Source organism: Plantactinospora sp. WMMB782 (genome assembly GCF_049179135.1).
GTDB lineage: Bacteria > Actinomycetota > Actinomycetes > Mycobacteriales > Micromonosporaceae > Plantactinospora.
Window position 1 is genome coordinate 2179864 of record NZ_JBMHMC010000007.1, and the last position, 19031, is coordinate 2198894.

At 72.5% G+C, this 19031-nt stretch carries 16 protein-coding genes and 1 pseudogene; 10 read left to right on the plus strand and 7 right to left on the minus strand.

The genetic code is table 11. The features are described from left to right. Positions 1-71 precede the first annotated feature (71 nt). Positions 72-2168, plus strand: a complete 2097-nt coding sequence (locus ACN28A_RS12020; protein WP_421395049.1) for a SpoIIE family protein phosphatase — start codon at positions 72-74, stop codon at positions 2166-2168. A gap of 173 nt (positions 2169-2341) precedes the next feature. Further along, positions 2342-2872, plus strand: a pseudogene (locus ACN28A_RS12025) (M23 family metallopeptidase); the annotation flags it as partial. Positions 2873-3167: 295 nt separating this feature from the next. Here the strand turns inward: ACN28A_RS12025 and ACN28A_RS12030 are convergent. After that, on the minus strand, positions 3168-4835 hold the full coding sequence (locus tag ACN28A_RS12030) for an FAD-binding oxidoreductase (protein ID WP_421395051.1): 1668 nt from the start codon (positions 4833-4835) through the stop codon (positions 3168-3170). Between the two features lie 74 nt (positions 4836-4909). Here ACN28A_RS12030 and ACN28A_RS12035 point away from each other — a divergent pair, with 74 nt between their 5' ends. Together ACN28A_RS12035 and ACN28A_RS12040 are read left to right on the plus strand one after the other, a co-directional pair. Beyond that, positions 4910-6997: a S9 family peptidase gene (locus tag ACN28A_RS12035; protein ID WP_421395053.1), complete on the plus strand. Its 2088-nt coding sequence runs from the start codon at positions 4910-4912 to the stop codon at positions 6995-6997. 29 nt (positions 6998-7026) lie between these two features. Next, positions 7027-7506: a DUF488 family protein gene (locus tag ACN28A_RS12040; RefSeq protein ID WP_421395055.1), complete on the plus strand. Its 480-nt coding sequence runs from the start codon at positions 7027-7029 to the stop codon at positions 7504-7506. On the opposite strand, the gene ACN28A_RS12045 is transcribed toward ACN28A_RS12040, so the two are convergent. Next, positions 7443-7967 (minus strand): hypothetical protein, encoded by a 525-nt coding sequence (locus ACN28A_RS12045; RefSeq protein ID WP_421395057.1) that lies wholly within the window; start codon positions 7965-7967, stop codon positions 7443-7445. The two genes, ACN28A_RS12040 and ACN28A_RS12045, sit on opposite strands and share 64 nt — an antisense overlap. Positions 7968-8214: 247 nt before the next feature. On the opposite strand from ACN28A_RS12045, the gene ACN28A_RS12050 reads away from it, so the two are divergent. Further along, a complete protein-coding gene (locus tag ACN28A_RS12050; RefSeq protein WP_421395059.1) occupies positions 8215-9432 on the plus strand; it encodes a family 16 glycosylhydrolase in 1218 nt (405 codons plus the stop codon). Between the two features lie 364 nt (positions 9433-9796). Here the strand turns inward: ACN28A_RS12050 and ACN28A_RS12055 are convergent, their stop codons facing one another. Beyond that, positions 9797-11233 (minus strand): MFS transporter, encoded by a 1437-nt coding sequence (locus tag ACN28A_RS12055; protein WP_421395061.1) that lies wholly within the window; start codon positions 11231-11233, stop codon positions 9797-9799. Positions 11234-11458: 225 nt separating this feature from the next. Here ACN28A_RS12055 and ACN28A_RS12060 point away from each other — a divergent pair, with 225 nt between their 5' ends. Continuing rightward, positions 11459-11809 (plus strand): winged helix-turn-helix transcriptional regulator, encoded by a 351-nt coding sequence (locus ACN28A_RS12060; RefSeq protein WP_421404318.1) that lies wholly within the window; start codon positions 11459-11461, stop codon positions 11807-11809. Here ACN28A_RS12060 and ACN28A_RS12065 read toward each other — a convergent pair. Then, positions 11790-12986: a DUF418 domain-containing protein gene (locus tag ACN28A_RS12065; RefSeq protein WP_421395063.1), complete on the minus strand. Its 1197-nt coding sequence runs from the start codon at positions 12984-12986 to the stop codon at positions 11790-11792. The genes ACN28A_RS12060 and ACN28A_RS12065 overlap by 20 nt on opposite strands. Before the next feature lie 110 nt (positions 12987-13096). Further along, positions 13097-14098, minus strand: a complete 1002-nt coding sequence (locus ACN28A_RS12070) for a threonine ammonia-lyase (protein ID WP_421395066.1) — start codon at positions 14096-14098, stop codon at positions 13097-13099. Between the two features lie 176 nt (positions 14099-14274). On the opposite strand from ACN28A_RS12070, the gene ACN28A_RS12075 reads away from it, so the two are divergent. Further along, the gene (locus ACN28A_RS12075) at positions 14275-15492 is read left to right on the plus strand and encodes a DUF4352 domain-containing protein (protein WP_421395068.1); all 1218 of its coding nucleotides are present in this window, start codon (positions 14275-14277) and stop codon (positions 15490-15492) included. An 80-nt stretch (positions 15493-15572) separates the two neighbouring features. On the opposite strand, the gene ACN28A_RS12080 is transcribed toward ACN28A_RS12075, so the two are convergent. After that, positions 15573-16565, minus strand: coding sequence for an NAD-dependent epimerase/dehydratase family protein (locus ACN28A_RS12080; protein ID WP_421395070.1), 993 nt, complete (start codon positions 16563-16565; stop codon positions 15573-15575). 168 nt (positions 16566-16733) lie between these two features. Here ACN28A_RS12080 and ACN28A_RS12085 point away from each other — a divergent pair, with 168 nt between their 5' ends. From ACN28A_RS12085 to ACN28A_RS12095, 3 genes are all read left to right on the plus strand, one after another. Then, on the plus strand, positions 16734-17072 hold the full coding sequence (locus ACN28A_RS12085; protein ID WP_421395072.1) for an STAS domain-containing protein: 339 nt from the start codon (positions 16734-16736) through the stop codon (positions 17070-17072). 85 nt (positions 17073-17157) lie between these two features. Further along, positions 17158-17619: a large conductance mechanosensitive channel protein MscL gene (mscL, locus tag ACN28A_RS12090; RefSeq protein ID WP_421395073.1), complete on the plus strand. Its 462-nt coding sequence runs from the start codon at positions 17158-17160 to the stop codon at positions 17617-17619. A 77-nt stretch (positions 17620-17696) separates the two neighbouring features. Next, a complete protein-coding gene (locus tag ACN28A_RS12095) occupies positions 17697-17933 on the plus strand; it encodes a hypothetical protein (protein WP_421395075.1) in 237 nt (78 codons plus the stop codon). 28 nt (positions 17934-17961) lie between these two features. On the opposite strand, the gene ACN28A_RS12100 is transcribed toward ACN28A_RS12095, so the two are convergent. Further along, positions 17962-18894, minus strand: a complete 933-nt coding sequence (locus tag ACN28A_RS12100; protein WP_421395077.1) for an SCO2521 family protein — start codon at positions 18892-18894, stop codon at positions 17962-17964. Between the last annotated feature and the right edge of the window lie 137 nt (positions 18895-19031).

Genomic DNA, 19031 nt, shown 5'->3' on the forward strand with positions numbered 1-19031 from the left:
CCCGGCGGGCACGAGCGGGCCACCGATGTGCCCGCCCCGGATAGGGTGGCCTGGATCTCGGACCGTGGAGGATGCGAAGGGTGTCAGCGGACGCGGGCGGCACGGGGACCGACGGGGCGGGCGCCGCGGGCGGCGGCGACCAGCTGCGCCGGGTACGCCTACCCGCCGACCGGCGTACCCCGGCGGCCGCGCGCGCCCTGGTCCGGTCGGTACTCGACGAGGCCGGCCTCGACGAGCTGCTCAACGAGGCACTGCTGCTCACCACGGAACTCTCGACGAACGCCGTGGAGCACGCCCGCACCGAACTGGACATCGAGGTCGTCGCGGACCATTCCGGGCTGACCGTGACCGTTTCCGACTTCGCCGCCGGACCGCTCGAGGACGTGACGGCCCGGCCCAGGAACGACCTGACGGACATCTCCCAGGTCTCCGAACGGGGCCGGGGACTCCTCCTGGTCGACCACTTCGCCAGCCGCTGGGGCACCACCCACCAGCCCACCGGCAAGGGCGTCTGGTTCCGGCTGGACCGCAAGGGTCAGATCACCCCCGGGCAGTACTCGCCGCCGGACAGGGTGGCCCGGCCGGGCGCCGCCAGCGCGCCACCGCCGTCCGCGCCGAGCGCCGGGGCGATGAGCGCGCTGATGCAGACCGCCCCGGACCCGTACGCGGACGACCCGCTGCCCACCTTCGCCGCCGACCTGCTGGTCCGGCTCGGCGACATGGTGGGCGCGGCCGGCGGCGCGGTACGCCTGGACCGGGGTGACGGGGCGGGCTGGCAACTGCTGGCCCGGTACGGCCGGCAGCCCCGCCCCGGCGACGAACTGATCCGGGTGCCGTTGACCGTGCACCGGCCGTACGCCGGGGAGCTGGAACTCGACGCCGCGCCCTCCGGGTACGCCCGCCCGCTCGCCACGCTGGTCGCCGAGCGGCTCTCCCTGCACCTGGAGAACGACCGGCTGCGCCGGGCCGACGTACGCCGGCAGACCTGGCTGACCTTTCTCGCCGAGGCGAGCGAGCTGCTGGCCCAGTCGCTGGACGTCGAGCTGACGATGGCGCTGATCCCGCAGCTCGTGGTGCCCCGGCTCGGGCAGTGGTGCGCGGTGCACGTCACGGACGAGTGGGGCGGGTTGAAGCTGGCCGCGGCCACCCACGCCGACGAGGCGGTGTTGCCGCAGCTGCACAAGATGCTCTCCGACGACGGTCCGGAGTCGGTGCAGTCCCGGCTGCGCGAGGCGTCCCGCAGCCAGGGGCAGGTGCCGATCGGTCCGCCGCTGGACGGCTTCGCCATCCCGCTGGTGGCCCGGGGGCAGCGGCTCGGCACCCTGGCGGTCGGCCGGCATCAGCGGCACCGGCACGACCCGGACGAGATCGCCGTACTCGAGGACGTGGCCCGGCGGGCGGCGTTGGCCATCGAGAACGCCCGGATCCACGACGAGCGGCGCAAGGTGGCACACACCCTCCAGCAGTCGCTGCTGCCGCCGGTGCTGCCGGTGGTCGACGGCATCGGCTTCGCCGCCGAGTACGTGCCGACCGGGGACGCCGCCGAGGTCGGCGGCGACTTCTACGACGTCGTGCCACTGGCCGACGACCGCTGGCTGGTGGTGGTCGGGGACGTCTCCGGCAAGGGCGTGCAGGCGGCGGCGGTGACCGGGCTGGTCCGGGACGTGATCCGGGTACTGGTCGGGGACGGCAAGCCGCTGCCGGAGGCGCTGTCCCGGCTCAACGGCACGCTCGTGGAGCGCGGTGGCGGCCGGTACTGCACGCTGGCGCTGGCCGCCGTGCAGCGGGACCGGATCGGCCGGCTCACCGTCTCGCTCTATCTGGCCGGGCACGACCGGCCGGTGCTGGTCCGCGCGGACGGGCGGACGTCGTTCGTCGGTTCGGGGGGTACGGCACTCGGCCTGCTCGACTCGATCACCTCGCCGGTCGCCGAGATGCGGCTCGGTCCCGGTGACGCGCTTGTCTTCTACACCGACGGGGTGACCGAGCGGCGGCGCGGCCGGGAACTCTTCGGCATCGACCGGCTGCGGGACGCGGCGGCGCCGCTGGCCGGCTATTCGGCGGAGGTGCTGGCCGCCCGGCTGCGCGCCACGGCGATCAACTTCTCGGTCGAGTCGCCCCGGGACGACATCGCCATCCTGGTGCTCCGGAACGACTCCACCGACTGACCGCCGCCTGCTCCGGGCCGGACACCTGGAGGAAACCTTCACTCCTGAACATCCGTTAAGGCAAGTATTTACATATCCCGATCCTCTCGATAGCATTTCCCTGCGTACGCATCGGCCGGCCATTCCCCCACCCCCGCTCGGGAAGGACGGAACCCTTGCGATCGATCCGGCTACTGCTCGCCCTCACGGCAACCGTCTGCACCACGCTCGCCGCGACACTTGTGGCGGCCACCCCGGCACACGCCGCACCGGTGTTCAAGGCCCCGTTCCCCTGTGGACAGCGCTGGACCTACTCCCACCACAGCGCCGAGGTACGCCTCGCGCTCGACTTCGTACGTTCCGACGGCGGCGGCACCGCCGGCACCCCCGTACTCGCCTCCGCTCCCGGCACCGCCCGGCGCTACTACCAGGCCGGCGGGGCGGGCAACTACATCGTGATCAACCACGGCGGCGGTTGGACGACCTACTACTTCCACCTCGCCGCGTTCTCGGTGGCCGACGGCGCCACGGTCGGCCAGGGCCAGCAGATCGGCACCACCGGCAGCACCGGCAACTCGACCGGGGCGCACATCCACTACGAGCAGCTCTACAACGGCGCCGGCCAGAACATCGTGATAAATGGCAGCTCGCTGGCGCCCTACCCCGGCTCGTACAACCAGCGGCACCTGACCAGCGACAACGGCTGCGGCGGTGGTACCGCCTTCTGGACCTGGGGCACCGGGGTACGGGTACGCAGCGACGCCCGACTGGGTGCGGCCACGGTGACGACCCTGGCCGGACCGACCCTGGTCTACGTGCTCTGCCAGAAGCAGGGCGACACGGTCAGCGCCGAGGGCTACACCAACAACTGGTGGTCCCGGCTGCGCGACCAGAACGGCTTCATGACCAACATCTACATCGACCATCCGGCGGCCCAACTGCCCGGGGTGCCGAACTGCTGACCCAGGCCCGGCCCGGTCGGCACGGACCGACCGGGCCGGGCGCACCCCCGCCCAGGGGTCAGATGCCGCCCGGGTAACGCCCGGGGGCAAGTCGTCGGGCCGGATCGAACCGTTCCTTGATCCGGCGTCGCAACGGCAGGTCGGGCAGGTCGCCCCAGAGGTCCACCACCGCCCGGATCCGGGCCGGGGCGGCGACCACCAGGCAGCGGCCGGAGCGGGCCCGCAACACCGCGCGTACCCCGTCGAGGATGGTGCCGACCCGCTGCGCCGACGAGTCGGCGGGCAGCGCGGCGTGCACGACGCCGAGCCCGGCCGAACCGCGGACCGGAACCGGCGACCCGGCCGCGTCCCGCAGCGCGTAGACGGCGGCGTGCAGGTCGTGGATCGGCACCTCGATGCGCAGCGCCACCTGGTCGGGCCGGAACGGATAGCGGCGCCACCAGGCCGGTGCGGTCGACTCGGCCCTGGCGTCACCGCCGAGCAGCCTGGTCAACCGGGCCACCCGCTCGGCCACCTGGGCCGGCCCGCCTTCCAACAGCACCGCCAGGGTGCCGGCGCCGGGCTCGCCGAAGCGGGCACGCCCCGCTCCAGCCCGGCCGGCGCCGGAGCGGCCCCGGGCGGCGGAGTCGACCGGGGTGGTCGGCCGGGCCGGCACGACGGAGCGGTCCGGGGCGCCGAACCAGCCGGGTGGACCGGACGGGCCGGGTGCCCCCGTGACGCCCGGCCCGTCCGGTGGCAGGTGGCCGCCGGAGCCGAGACCGCGCGGTCCGCCCGCCGGCACCCGGCCGCCGGGGAGGTCCACCTCGATCGCGGTGGGCCGCAGTTCGGCGTCGAGGACGGCGCGGACCAGGTCGTGCATCTCCAGCGGGGTCCAGACCGAACGGGTCACCCAGGCCCGACTGGCCGGGATCGGCTGCACCCGCAGGGTCGCCGAGACCAGCACGCCGAGCGCGCCCTGCGAGCCGCAGAGCAGCCGGGCGACGTCGGGATCGACAGGCGCCGCCGGCCCGTCGGCACGACCGTCGGCGGCGGACCGGGCGTCCGCCCCGGGCCACTCTTCGGCCCGACGGTCCGCGCCGGGTCGGTGGCCCGTCCCGGATCCGCCGGCCACCCCGGACCCGCCGGTCGCGCCGGAGCCGCCGGAGCCGCCGAGCCCGGCGGGCGCGCCGGCCCGGACGTGCGTGAGCACCCCGGAGGCGTCGACGTAGCTGACCCCGACGAGCTGGTCGCAGGGGCTGCCGTGCAGGTGCCGCAGCGGGCCGCTCTCGTCGGCGGCGACCACACCGCCGACGGTGGCGCCGACCGAGGGCACGTCGAACGGCAGCCGGCGCCCGGTCCGTTCCAGGATCGCCTCGGCGGCCCGGACCGGCGTGCCGGCCCCGACCTCGGCGACCAGCTCGTCCTCCGGCTGCCGCCAGACCCCGGCCAGCCGGCCGGTGTCCAGCACGATGTCGACCTGCGACGGAGGCAGGCCCCAGTCCAGCTTGGTGCCGGCGCCCCGGGCGACCACCGAGAGGTCGTGCTCGGCGGCCAGCCGGACCACCTCGGTGACCGCCTCCGGACTGCCCGGTGCCGCGACCCAGCGGGCCGCCGCGCCGGCCACCCCGTCGGCCGCCCCCGCCGGCCGGGCGAAGTGGGCACCACAGATGCCCGCGAGCCGCCGCGCGATGTCGGCGCCGCCGTGCCGTTCTATCGAGATCTCCCCCACCTTGGTCATCGTACACATGTACTAATTTTCGGCAACGCCCGGCCCGTACCGGACCGCCCTGCCGCCGGCCGGGTGCGGGTAACGTGACCCCGGTGACCACTGAGACGACCGCCGCCCCCGTCGCCAAGCGGGTCCCGACCGAGCGCGCCCACCACGGCGACACGGTGATCGACGAGTACGCCTGGCTCGCCGACAAGGACGACCCGGACACGATCTCCTACCTGAATGCCGAGAACGCGTACACCGAGCAGACCACGGCCCGGCTCGGGCTGTTGCGGGAGACGCTGTTCAACGAGACGAAGCGGCGGACCAAGGAGACCGATCTATCGGTGCCGACCCGCAAGAACGGCCACTGGTACTACACCCGGACGGTCGAGGGCGAGCAGTACGGCATCCATTGCCGTCGATCGGTCCGCGACGACGAGACGGCCCCGCCGATGCCGTCGGACGGCGCACCGCTGCCGGGCGAGGAGATCCTGCTCGACGGCAACGCGCTGGCTCAGGGGCACGACTTCTTCGCGCTCGGCACCTTCGACGTCAGCCCCGACGGCCGCTGGCTCGCCTACTCCACCGACTTCGCCGGCAGCGAGCGGTTCACGCTGCGGGTCAAGGACCTGCACACCGGCGAGGTGCTCGCCGACGAGGTGCCGGACACGTTCTACGGCAGCGCCTGGTCGGCCGACGGCTCCACACTGTTCTACCTGACCGTCGACGAGAGCTGGCGGCCCTACCGGGTGTGGCGGCACACCGTGGGCACGGCGGCCGAGGCCGACGAGATCGTCTACCAGGAGGACGACGAGCGGTTCTGGGTCGGTGTCGGGCTCACCCGCTCGGAACACTTCGTCGTCATGGACTCGCACAGCAAGGTGACGAGCGAGGTACGCGTCATCCCGGCCGCCAACCCGACCGGCGAGCCGGCGGTGATCGCCCCCCGCCGGCAGGGCGTCGAATACTCGGTCGAGCACCACGGGCACCGCTTCCTGATCCTGCACAACGACGGCGCGGAGGACTTCGCGCTGGCGTACACCTCGGCGGACGCGCCCGGGGACTGGGTGCCGATGATCGAGCACAGTCCCGGCACCCGGCTGGAGTCCGTGGACGCCTTCGCCAACCACGTCGTGGTGTCACTGCGGACTTCCGGCCTGACCGGGATCCGGGTGCTCCCGGTGGGCAGCACCGAGACGTACGACATCGACTTCCCCGAACCGCTCTACAGCGTCGGCCTGGACAGCAACCCGGAGTACCGGACCACCGAGATCCGGCTGCACTACGCCTCGCTGACCACGCCCGACTCGGTCTACGACTACGACCTGGTCACCCGGGAGATGGTGCTGCGCAAGCGGAAGCCGGTGCTCGGCGACTTCGACCCGGCGGACTACGAGCAGCACCGGGACTGGGCGCTTGCCGACGACGGGACCCGGATACCGATCTCGCTGGTCTGCCGGGCCGGCACCCCCCGGGACGGCTCGGCACCGTGCGTGATCTACGGCTACGGCTCGTACGAGGCGAGCATGGACCCGTGGTTCTCCATCCCCCGACTCTCCCTGCTGGACCGGGGCGTCGTCTTCGCCGTGGCGCACGTGCGCGGCGGCGGCGAGATGGGCCGCCGGTGGTACGAGACCGGCAAGCTGCTGGCCAAGAAGAACACCTTCACCGACTTCGTGGCGGTCGCCCGGCACCTGGTGAAGGCCGGTTGGACGACGCCGGACCGGTTGGTCGCCCGGGGTGGCTCGGCCGGTGGGCTGCTGATGGGCGCGGTGGCCAACCTGGCGCCGGACGCCTTCGCCGGGATCGTCGCGCAGGTGCCGTTCGTCGACCCGCTCAGCTCGATCCTCGACCCGTCGCTGCCGCTGACCGTCACCGAGTGGGAGGAGTGGGGCAACCCGCTGGAGAACCCCGAGGTGTACGCCTACATGAAGTCGTACTCGCCGTACGAGAACGTCACCGCGCAGGACTACCCGGCGATCCTCGCCGTCACCAGCCTGAACGACACCCGGGTGCTCTACCACGAGCCGGCGAAGTGGATCGCCCGGTTGCGTGCCGTCGCGCCACAGGGGTCGTACCTGCTCAAGACGGAGATGGGTGCCGGGCACGGCGGCCCGAGCGGGCGTTACGACTCCTGGCGGGAGGAGGCCTTCGTCGCCGCCTGGATCCTCGACCGACTGGGCATCACGGCGTAGAGACACGCCGGTACGGAAGGATGGGTTCCATGACGATATCCGTGTCCGTACGCGCCGGACTGGTCGGCGTGGGTTACCAGGGCCGGGATATCGGGGGCTTCGTGACGGACCTGCTGTCGATGGGCGTGACACGTCTGGTCGACGTACGGCTCAATCCGATCTCCCGGAAGCCGGGGTTCAGCAAGACGGCGCTCGGACAGGCCTTGGGGGATGCGGGAATCGGCTACGAGCACCGACGTGAGCTGGGGAACCCGAGAGACAACCGCGCGGGATTCACCGGCTCGCCGGAGGCGCGGGCGCAAGCACGTGCGGTCTATTCCGGACTGCTCACGCGCCCGGAGGCCGTCGAGGTACTGGACACGCTCGCCGACGCGAGTCGGCAGGAACTCGTCGCGCTACTCTGCTTCGAGGCCGACCAGCGGCAGTGTCACCGGGAGCTGGTACTTCAGGCAGCCCGCGCCCGGAGGCCCTGCCGATGGCCGCCGCACCCTGGTTCGTGGCAACGGTAGCGGTAGGCGGCGCGGAAGCGCGGCGGCTCGAGCGGTGTCCGGTCACTGCTGTCCAGCAGATCGAGCTGACCCACGTACGCGTCGATCTTGCGCTGCTCATCGACGGACCAACCCTGGTGCGGGATGACCTGGATGCCGTCGATTCGGGCCGGCCGGATCAACGCCAGTGACGGCGCGTCCGGCCGCTCCGTTGTCGCGCGGTGCACCCGGCACATCGAATCCTCGACATAGGGATCGAGCAGTTGGCGCCGCTTCCGCCAGGGCGGGACGAAGGTCTCCCGCGAGATCGAGTCAATCATCGGCTTCCAGCTCTCCCGGCGCTGGTCCTGCCGCGCAGGCCTGCCATCGATGGACACGATCTCGTATTTCCGGAATCGGTCCTCACGAACAAGGTCACGGTGGTTGATCGGGTAGAGACGCACCCAGCCCCGTCGGAGCGGGTCGACGCTGAGTCCGGCCACACACACCGTTTCCCCGTATTTCGTGGAGGGGTTCGGTGCTTCGGCTCCGGGCCGCTCTCGTCTGGACCAAGAACGACAGCTGCGTCACGACACCTCCAACCAGAGGGAAGCTCTGCGTGTCGATATAGCTACTCCGAGAGATATTCCCATACCTACCGCCCCCGGCGCACCCCGCAGCACCCCAGGAGCGAGGCTAAATTAGTTAACAACCTTGCCAGAAAGCGCTCTCTGGCGTAAAAACATTTACATGCGTACACGCCGAGCCACCCTCGTCCTGGCCCTGCTGGCCGCGAGCCTGGTGGTGACCCCACCCGGCCCGGCCGGCGCCGAGCCGGGCGCGCTCACCTGGAGCGACGAGTTCAACGCACCAGCCGGTACCCCGCCCGACGGCAGCAGGTGGAAGCACGACATCGGCGGCGGCGGTTGGGGCAACAACGAGCAGCAGTACTACACCAACAGCACCAGCAACGCCGCGCACGACGGCAACGGCAACATGGTGATCACCGCTCGCCGGGAGAACCCCGCCAACTACCAGTGCCACTACGGCCGCTGCCAGTACACCTCGGCCCGACTGCTCACCGCAGACCGCTTCACCCAGACCTACGGTCGGTTCGAGACCCGGCTCAAGGTGCCGCGCGGCCAGGGCATCTGGCCGGCGTTCTGGATGCTCGGCGGGATGCCCTGGCCGGACATGGGCGAGATCGACATCATGGAGAACATCGGCCGCGAGCCGGGCAACGTCTACGGCACGCTGCACGGCCCCGGCTACTCGGGCGGCAGTGCGATCAGCCACCGCTACACGCTGCCGGGCGGCCAGGCGTTCGCCGACGCGTTCCACACCTTCACCGTGGACTGGGCGCCGGACTCGATCACCTGGTACGTCGACGGCATCCAGTACGGCCGCAAGACCCCGGCCGACCTGAACGGCAACCGCTGGGTCTACGACCACCCGTTCTTCATGATCATGAACGTGGCCGTCGGCGGCCACTGGCCGGGCTACCCCGATGCGAGCACCACGTTCCCGCAGCAGATGGTCGTCGACTACGTCCGGGTCTGGGGCTGGAACACCGGCGGCGGCAACCCGGGCACCGGAAGCCAGCTCGTCGGGCTGGCCAACAGGTGCATCGACATCCCCGGCGCCAACCCGGCCGACGGCACCCAGTTGCAGATCTGGGACTGCAACGGCACCGCCGCCCAGCGCTGGACCTTCACCGGCGGCACCGTCCGGGCGATGGGCAAGTGCATGGACGTGGCCAACGGCTCGACCGCCAACGGCGCCAACATCCAGATCGTCGGCTGCAACGGCAACCCGGCCCAGCAGTTCGTGCTGAGCGCGGCCGGCGACCTGGTCAACCCGCAGGCGAACAAGTGCGTCGACGTCCGCGACCGGAACACGGCCAACGGCGGCAAGCTCCAGCTCTGGGAGTGCACCGGCGGCGACAACCAGAAGTGGCGCCGCGCCTGACCGACGCGACGCCCGACGATTACGCGGCGGTACGCCGACCCGCCGCGAACCCGGCCCCGCACCGATCGCCCGGTGCGGGGCCGGTCAGCTGGTGCGGCGCCGGTCGCCGCGACGGCTCGCGAGCCGACAAGGTCCGTTGTGGAGACTGTCGAGCTGGGTGCACGGACGGGGCGAACGCGCAGAGGGACGCAGCGGTGCGGTCGGTGGGCGGTGGGTGCGCAGGCGGGGCAGCTCGACACTCTCCGAGTGAAGCTATGCCCGCTCCCCGGGACGGGTCCTGGGCGCTGCCCGGACGCGTCCGCCCGGACGCCGACCCGGGTGGTGGCATCGAGCACGCCACCGACCCGGGTCCGGGCCACAAACGTCAGATGGGCGGCGTGGACCGCGCCGGCCGGACCGGCCGGCGACGTACCCCGGAGGCGGTGACGACGACCGCGACGAGCACGGCGGCCAGCGGCACCAGCAGAGCCGCCCGGTAGCCGTCGAGCATCGCGTCCGGGGTGCCGCCGGCGCCCGTCGCGGCGACGTTGACGGCGGTCACGGCGGCGAGGCCGAGGGCGGCACCGAACTGGAACGACGTGTAGAGCAGCCCGCCGGCCAGGCCCTGCTCCCGCTCCCCGATCCCGTCCGTGGCGCCGATGGTGAGCGGCCCGTACACCAACGCGAACGCCACCCCGAGAATGATCACCGTGGGGAACATCGCCGGATAGCCGGTGTCCGGACCGATCGGCAGGAACAGCGCGTACGCGACGGCGGCGAGGAGCAGCCCGCCGAGGACCACCCGTGGCGTGCCGTACCGGGCGACCAGCCTGGGCGTGAGGATCGGCGCGAGTACCACGTCCACGCTGACCGCCAACAGCGCGAAGCTCGTCTCCAGCGTCGACCAGCCGCGCAGCTCCTGTAGGTAGAGCACGGCGACGAACTGGAACCCGAAGAACGCGGCGAGGAAGAGCAGCCCGGTCAGGTTCGCCCGGACCAGTGCTCCGGAGCGGAGGATGCCGAGCCGGACCAACGGGGTACGCGACCGCGACTCGGTCAGCAGGAACGCGCCGAGGAAGATGAGCGAGGCGGCGAGCGTACCGATGGTCTGCCCGGCGCTGGTGTGTGCCCGCTCGACCGCCAGGACGAGCAGCAGCAGGGCGGCGGTGACGGTCACCGCGCCGGCCAGGTCGACGCTCCGGCCGGCCGGGTCGGGCCGCGGCGACCTCGGCACCAGCGGTACGGCCGCGACAAGCAGGACCAGCGCGAAGAGTACCGGGGCGAAGAAGACCCACCGCCAGGCGATCGCGGTCAGCAGGCCGCCCGCGACGAGCCCGAGCGAGTAACCGCCGGAGGCGATCCCGGCGTAGACCAGCAGGGCCCGGTTGCGCTGCGGTCCCTCCGGGATGCTCGTGGTGATGATGGAGAGTCCGGCCGGGGTCATGAAGGCGGCGGCGACGCCGGTGACGAACCGGGCCAGCACCAGCAGCCAGCTCTCGGTGGCGATCCCGCCGAGCCCGGAGAAGAGCAGGAATACCAACAGCCAGCCGAGGAACATCCGGCGCCGGCCGTAGAGGTCGGCGGCGCGGCCGCCGAGCAGCATGAAGCCGCCGTACCCGAGGACGTAGGCGCTCATCACCCACTGGAGTTCCCCGGTGGAGAGGCCGAGGTCGGCGCGGATCGCCGGCAGGGCGACGTTGAGCATCGCGACGTCGATCCCCTCCAGGAAGATCGCTCCGCACATCACCACGAGCACGCCCCGGGCGCGCGCGTCGACGCGTTGTGCATCGCTTGACTGCTGGACTGTCGGTGGACTGGACACAGAACGGCTCCTCGGCACAGGCGGGACCGCGCGAGGGAACCGCCGGGGCGCGTCGGTCGGTTACCACCCGGCAGGTCGGTTCCCTCTTGTAACCAAGGAAATCGTCGGCCAGGCTTGACCTTCGTGGAAGAAGGCACTTCGAAGTCACCCGGTTACTGCACGGGAACCGAGGGCGACTACACGGCCCGGCAGTGGGACGGCCGCGAGGACTGCGAGGTCCGGCAGATCCTCGACCGGATCGCCGACAAGTGGTCGTTGCTGGTCATCGCCCTGCTCGACCGGCACAGCCTGCGCTTCACCGAGCTGCGCCGGGCGGTCGACGGGATCAGCCAGCGCATGCTCACCGTCACCCTGCGGCAACTCGAACGCGACGGGCTCGTCCAGCGCACCGTCCATCCGGTCGTGCCGCCCCGGGTGGACTACGCGCTCACCCCGCTGGGCGTGACGCTGCACCACACGATCCAGTCGCTGGTGCACTGGACCGAGTCCCACCTGGACGAGATCGCCGCCTCCCGCGCCAGGTACGACGAACGGGCGGCCGCCCCGGTGCCGGCGGCTAGCCCGCCAGCCGGCTGAGCTGGCTGCCCCGCCAGGCGGGACGGTCGGCGTTGGTGAACCAGCGCAGCAGCCACTCGACAGGCCCGTGCCCGTGCCGGGCCAGCCACCACCGGCTGAGCGCCAGCTGACCGGCGAAGACGGCCAGGGCGAAGAGCAGCATCTCCAGCGGCGAGACCTGTCCGACCAGCCCGAAGCCGACCCCGGTGAAGATCAGCAGCGTGGCGACCGACTGGCCGAGATAGTTGGAGAGCGCCATCCGGCCCGCCGGGGCCAGGGTCGTGCCGAGCCACCGGCCCCGGTCGCCGTGCACCACCCGGATCAGGGTCGCGGCGTACGCGGCGGCCAGGAACGGAGCGGTCGTCGCGCTCACCAGTACGCCGAGGGTGTCGCCGTTGCCGCCGAGCGAGGCGTAGACGACGCCGCCGGTGATGCCGACCGGGAAGCCGACGAGCTGGACGGCCCGCAGCCAGCCCTCCCGCCCGGTGAGCCCGACCAGCATCCGGCGCCGGGCGGCGACCATGCCGAGCAGGAACATCGCCAGCGTGGTCGGCCCCTGCACGGTCAGCTGGGAGAGGCCGTAGAGCGGCAGGACCGCGAGGTGCTCGCCGATCACCGAGTCGAACCCGCCGGCCAGGTTCGCGGTCGACTCCTGCGCGGCGGCGACCTGCGCGGCGTGGTCGAAGTAGCTCGACGTGTCCAGGAAGAGCAGACTCGACCCGATGCCGAGCAGCAGGTAGCCGTAGAGCGCGGCGGCGACGACCAACGCGGTCCGGTCCCGGATTCCGCGCAACGCCAGCAGCACCGCGCCGAGCAGGGCGTAGACGGTGAGGATGTCACCGCTGATCAGGAAGACCATGTTGACCGCGCCGAGGGCGAGCAGGCCGAGCAGCCGGCGTACCATCCGGGGCCGGAACGCCGCACCGGCCCGCGCCGCCGCGTCCGCCTGGAGGACGAAGCTGTAGCCGAACATGAACGAGAAGAGCAGGTAGAACTTCATCCCGAAGAAGCCGAGGTTGAGCCAGCGCACGGCGTCGTCCAGCCAGGAGTCGTACGCCGGGTCGGTCACGGTCGTGCTGTAGCCGGTGGCGGCGAAGGTGATGTTGACGACGAGGATGCCGAGCAGCGCGAAGGCGCGTAGCGCGTCGAGGTCGGGGATGCGGGTCCGGGAGGCCGTGGCGGCGGTCGCTGTGGTCACCTTTCGAGCACACCAGCGCCGGGCCGCCGGGGCAGGAGCGCCAGGTCCCGGGGCGGGGTGGGGTTAACTCCACCAAATCCCCCGGCCCTGCCGGGAACTTCGTCGTGCCGTCAGCCGGCGGCGGGACTGTCGGCGGATCGGCCAGCGGCGGCGGGACTGTCGGCCGAACGGCCAGCGGCGGCGGCTGCCAGGACGTCCGGGTCGACGTTGCCACCGGTGACCACCGCCACGGTACGACCGGCGGGCAATTCGGCGGCGTGGAACATCCGGGCCGCCGTGGTCACCGCGCCACTCGGCTCGACCACCAGCCGGGCGTCCCGGACCAGCCGGGTCATCGCGGCGGCGATCTCGTCCTCGCCGACCGTCACGATGCCGTCCAGCCGGGCGCGCAGGTGTGCGAAGGTCAGCGCGGAGAGGTTGGTCCGCAGCCCGTCCGCGCTGGTCCGGTAGGTACGGGCGGGTTCCCACTGACGCAGCTCGCCGCTGCGCAACGACTCGGCCGCGTCGGCGGCGAGCGCCGGCTCGACCCCGACGACCCTGACCTCCGGACGCAGCCCCTTGACCGCCGTGGCGACCCCGGAGGCGAGCCCACCGCCGCCGACCGGCACCAGCAGCACGTCCAGTTCGGGCAGGTCCGCCAGCACCTCCAGCCCGATGGTGCCCTGGCCGGCGATGATCCGCCGGTCGTCGAAGGGCGGGACCAGGGTGCGCCCCTGCTCGGCGGCGATTTCCTGGGCGACCGACAGCCGGTCGGCCGGGGCGACCATCCGCACCTCGGCGCCGAGCGCGCGTACCTGGTCGACCTTGGCCGCCGGAGCACCCTCGGGGATCACCACGGTGCAGGGCAGGCCGTACGCCCGGGCGGCGTAGGCGAGCGCCTGGCCGTGGTTGCCGGAGGAGTGCGTCACCACCCCCCGGTCCCGCCGGGCCGGGTCGAGCCGGGCCACCGCGTGCGTGGCACCGCGCAGCTTGAACGAGCCGACCGGTTGCAGGCTCTCCGGTTTCAGCCAGAGCTGGTCGTCCCAGCGGCAGGACAGCAGCGGGGTACGTAGCACCACCCCGGTCAGGTCCCCCGCCGCGGCCCGTACGTCGTCGACGGTCACGAGATCCACCGGATCATCCTGCCACTGCGGCCGACCAGCCGGTCCGCGGCGGTCCTCGCCGGGCCGGGGCGGGACACCCCTGCCCCGCCCGTCCGCCGTCCCGGACGAAGATGACGATCCCTGCTGGGCGAATAGGGATGAAGCATACTATTTGCCTCAAGGCCCCGGAGGATACGAGGATCGCGATGACCAGCCCCGAGCAGTCCGGCGGGCAGCCGTACCGGCCCGGTGCCGGTTCCGGCGAGCCGCCGGCGGGCGGGGACAGGCCGGCCGAGCCCCCGGCGGGCGGGGGCGGGCCGGCCGAGCCGGTACCCCGATCGTGGGACTGGGCGATCGACCCGCCGCCGCCGGAGGGGCCGAGCCGGGAGCCGGCCCCGGACCCGGCGGCCGGCTCGACCGTCGACGAGGTCCCCGAGCCGATCCCGTCGACCGGCCGCTTTCCCGACACGGTCGCCCCCGGCGCCGGCCCACCCTCCCCACCGCTGCCCGACCGACCCGTCGCCGGGAAACCGCCGGCCACCTCCGGGCAACCGCCGGCCAATCGCGGGCAACCGCCGGCCACCCCCGGACGGCCGCCGGCCAATCCCGGGCAACCGCCGGCCGCTCCCGGGCCGGCGGCGGCATCGCCACCGGACTGGTCCACCCCGCAGACGCGGGCCAGCACCCCGCCGCTGAGCGGCTACCCGCCGCCCGGCGACTATCCGCAGGCGGCCGGCGACAACCCGCCGCCACCCGGTGGTCCCCCGCCACCGACCTGGCCGTCCCGACCGCCGCAGCGCGAGGCGGAGTCGGGCCGACCACCGCAGGGCGAGGCGGAGCCGGGCCGTCCGACGCCCGCCGGCCTCGCCAAGGCTCCCGAGTTCGTCCGGCAGGCCGACCGCCGCTGGTGGTTCGTGCTCGGCCTCGTCGCCGCCCTGCTCTCCTGCTGCTGCGTGGCCGCGGCCGTGATCGTGCTGGCCTGGGGGCCGGACATCTACACCGGGCTGCGCGACCAGAGCCCCCGGGTGGTCGACCTCAACCAGGCGGCCCGGGACGGCGACCTGGAGTTCCGGGTGCGGGAACTGCGCTGCGGGCTCACCGAGGTCGGCGACCCGCTGGTCAGCCAGCTCGCGGTCGGGCAGTTCTGCGTGGTCGACCTGGCGGTCCGCAACCTCGGTAACCGACCGGCGACGTTCCAGGACACCCTCCAGGTCGCGTACGGGCCGGCGGGGCAGCGGTTCGGGGTGGACAGCTCGGCCGGGCTGCTCGCCAACGCGGACCGGCTCGGCTTCCTCAGCGAGATCAACCCTGGCAACCGGGTCACCGGGGTGGTCGTCTACGACATCCCACCCGACGCCCGGATCGTCCGGCTCCGGCTACGCGCCAGCGCCACCTCCCCCGGCATCCAGGTCCGCACCGGCTGACCGGGCGGGTGGGCCGAGAAGGTGAGCCGGAGAGTGGACCGGGAACGTGAGCCCGGAAGGTGGACCGGGAAGGTGAGCGGTCAGCGGGCGTGCCAGGCGGCCAGCACCTCGGCCTCCTCGGCCCCGGTGAGGCCGATCCGCTGCCCCGCCCCCGGACCGGCCGACGCCAGCCAGGCGGCGGTGTCCCGGGCAGTCTCGGCCAGCGGCCGGGTCCGCAGCCCGGCCGCCAGGCTCGCGGAGACGTCCCGGCTCAGGAACCCGGCGTACTCCGGCACCGGCAGCCAGAGCGGCACCGACCGCGCACCGGACCAGGGCTGTACCCCCTGCTCGGCCAGGAACTCCTGGGACACCCAGGTCGGCTCGACCCCCTCGGGAAGTACGTCGGCCAGGAAGGCGGCCCGGGTCGTCGCCGCGCCGGTGCCGTCGTACGTGCCGGTGAGTCCGCGTTCACCGGCCGCCACGATCCAGTCGGCCAGGTCGCGTACGTCCACCAACTGCACCGCCTCGTCCGGCGTGCCGGGGGCGAGGACCTCACCGCCCCGGGCGGCCCGCCGCACCCAGTACTCGAAGCGTCCGCTCGGGTCCTCCGGCCCGACGATCAGCCCGGCCCGGCAGACGAACACCGACCCGGCGCCGAACGCCTCCGTCACGATCCGCTCACAGCTCACCTTGCAGGCGCCGTACGCTTCCGCGTCCCGGGTCGGGTCCTCCGCGTCCGGGGGTGCGGGTGGGAGCAGCGGGGCGTCTTCGACCCGCTGGCCGGGAGTGGCGGTGTCGGAGTACACCGAGCCGGTGGAGACGAAGGTGAAGTGTCCCACCCGTCCGGCGAGCGCGGTCGCCGCGTTCCGGACCTGTTCGGGATGCCGGGCCACGTCGACGACCGCGTCGAACTCGCCGGTGAGTGTGGCCAGGCCGGCCGGGTCGGTGCGGTCCACCCGGACGAAGCGGACGCCGTCGACGGGGTCTCCGGACGAGCCCCGGGCGGCGCAGGTGACGTCGTGGCCGGCGGCCAGGGCCTGCCGGGCGACGGCCCGACCGAGGAAGACGGTGCCACCGAGGACGAGGATGCGCATCCGGCGATGGTGCCCGGCCGGGAGGGCATCCGGTAAGCCCTGTTCGCCCAGGGCTGATCACGTCCGTCCGGCGGGTGGCACCGGTTCCGGCGGCCGACTTCCGAGGCCTGTCATGCGTGCCGGGCCGGTTGTGGAGTACGGTTCGACCGATATCCCAGGAGGTTGCGAATGTCCCTGACGGTGCACACCGAGGAGCGGTCCGACGTGGTCGTCGTGTCGGTCGCGGGCGAACTCGACATGGCCACCGCGCCGCAACTCCAGGACCAGATCACGGATCTGCTGGAGAAGGGCCGCAACCGGCTCGTCTTCGACCTGGCCGAGCTGACGTTCTGCGACTCGACCGGGCTCTCCGTCTTCGTCCGGGCCCGTAACAGCGCCGACGAGGCCGGCGGGACGGTCCGGCTGGCCGCGCCGCGCCGGGGGGTGCTGCGCATCCTGGAGGTCAGCGGCCTGGTGGAGGTCCTCCAGACGCACGAGACGGTGGACGAGGCGGTCGCCGCCAGCTGACCGGCCGACACCGCCGCTTTTCCGTCCGCGCGGGGCTGGGCACTAGGTTGTCGACCGACAGGAATCCGGCAACCTGGAGACGCCAATGCTCAAGGGCTTCAAAGACTTCATCATGCGCGGCAACGTCGTCGACCTCGCGGTCGGCGTGGTCATCGGCGCGGCCTTCACCGGCCTGGTCACCCAGTTCACCAACTCCTTCCTGAAGCCGCTGATCACCATGTTCGGCGGCGAGGAGGGCCTCAAGGCGGGCACCTGGACGCTGCCGAACAAGGCCGAGGTCGACTGGGCGGCCTTTCTCAACGCCACCATCACCTTCCTGATGACCGCCGCCGTGCTCTACTTCCTGGTGGTCTTCCCGATGAACAAGCTCGCCGAGCGGCGTCAGCGGGGCGAGGAGCCGGCACCGGCCGCGCCGAGCGAGGAGATCATGCTGCTCACCGAGATCCGGGACGCCCTGGTCGCCGCCGGCCGGGCGCCGAACCGGCACCCCGAGGGCCCGGACGAGCGGTTCGGCGGGCAGTACCCGCCGGCGCAGCGCCACCCCTGAACCCGGACCGTCACCTGCCCGGGTGACGGTCCGGCACCCGGTGATCTTCTCGTACGTACGTTCGATAAGGTCCCCGGATGGAACAGCGAAAGCACTGGTGGAACGGCAAGTGGGGGCGCCTGGCCCGGCGCGACGTCTACCTCCGGGCGGATGCCGACCAGTGGCACCTGGAACAGCGGGCGGGCGGAGCCGAGGGGATCTCCCGGTTCTACGAGTTCGACAGCGAGGAGGCGGCGTACGACGTCGTCCGGACCCTGCTGGCCGGACCGGACACCTGGCGGGAACTCTCCGCCCGCCCGCCCGGGACGGACTGACCCGGCTCGGCGGGACGGACCGACCGGCTCAGCGGGACGGCGCCTCCAGCAGCGCGATGGTGCTGAGCGTGACCTGGTCGCGGATCCGGGTCACCGAGGTCTGCCACTGCCGGGTGAAGCCGGGCCGGTGTTCGAGGTCCTGCCAGACCGGCAGCACCGACTCGTCGAGCCGGGCGGCCGGCATCCAGAGGTGCAGCAGGCAGTCGATCGCCGGCCGCAGCCGGTCGATCTTCTGGGTCCGGGTGCCCGGCCCGGTGAGGCTGAACTCGATGAGCGACAGCAGCGTGGTGAGCAGCCAGTCGTGCAGGGCCAGGTCCTCGCAGAACTCGACGAGCGCGGGTACTGCCTCCTGCGGCGCCGTCAGCTCCAGGCTACGTAGCGTCTCGGACTCGATCCGGAACTTGCCGTGCGGCTCGGTCCCCGGGTCGGCGGCCGGCAGCACCGCCCAGCGCAGCCGGGTGCGCTTGGTCCGGAACGGCGGCCGGCGGTCCAGCCGGGGCGACTTCTGCACCGCGTCGATCAGCCGGGCGCTTATCGCGCCGAGGTTGAGCGTCTGTGGCTGGTAGGTGGGCCCGAGGAAGCCGCGGGCGACGTCCCGGAGGTCGACCTTGCCGATCGTCTCCACCCAGCCGGGCCGGGCCAGGTAGTGCGACCAGATCAACCGGCGGTTGCTGGCGGCCCGGTCCAGCCGGGTGTAGGTGGAGCCCTGCAACACGTGCCCGCCGGTCACCGCCGCGTGCGACACCACCGTCCCCACCCCCCGGGTGCCCCGGCCGGAGCCGGCCGGCAGCCGGCAGTCGATCCCGGTGAGCTGGTCCGGCGAGACCGCGTACGCGATCGGCCGTTCGGACCGGCGGACCCGCTGACCGACCAGGAAGTCGAGGAGTTGGGCGGTGTTCTCCAGCGAGAGCGAGCTGGAGTTCTGCAAAAGTCCGGTATGGACCTCGCCCAGGGTCAGCATTGCGCGCCTCCGCACGCTCGTTGGCACCGTGACCGCATCACCGGGGCCGGGTCGCCGTGACAGCGTCACGGTAACCGATGTCGGTGCCGGACATGGTGATCGGCTGACGGCAATTCATTCTGGTACGCCCGCCCAGG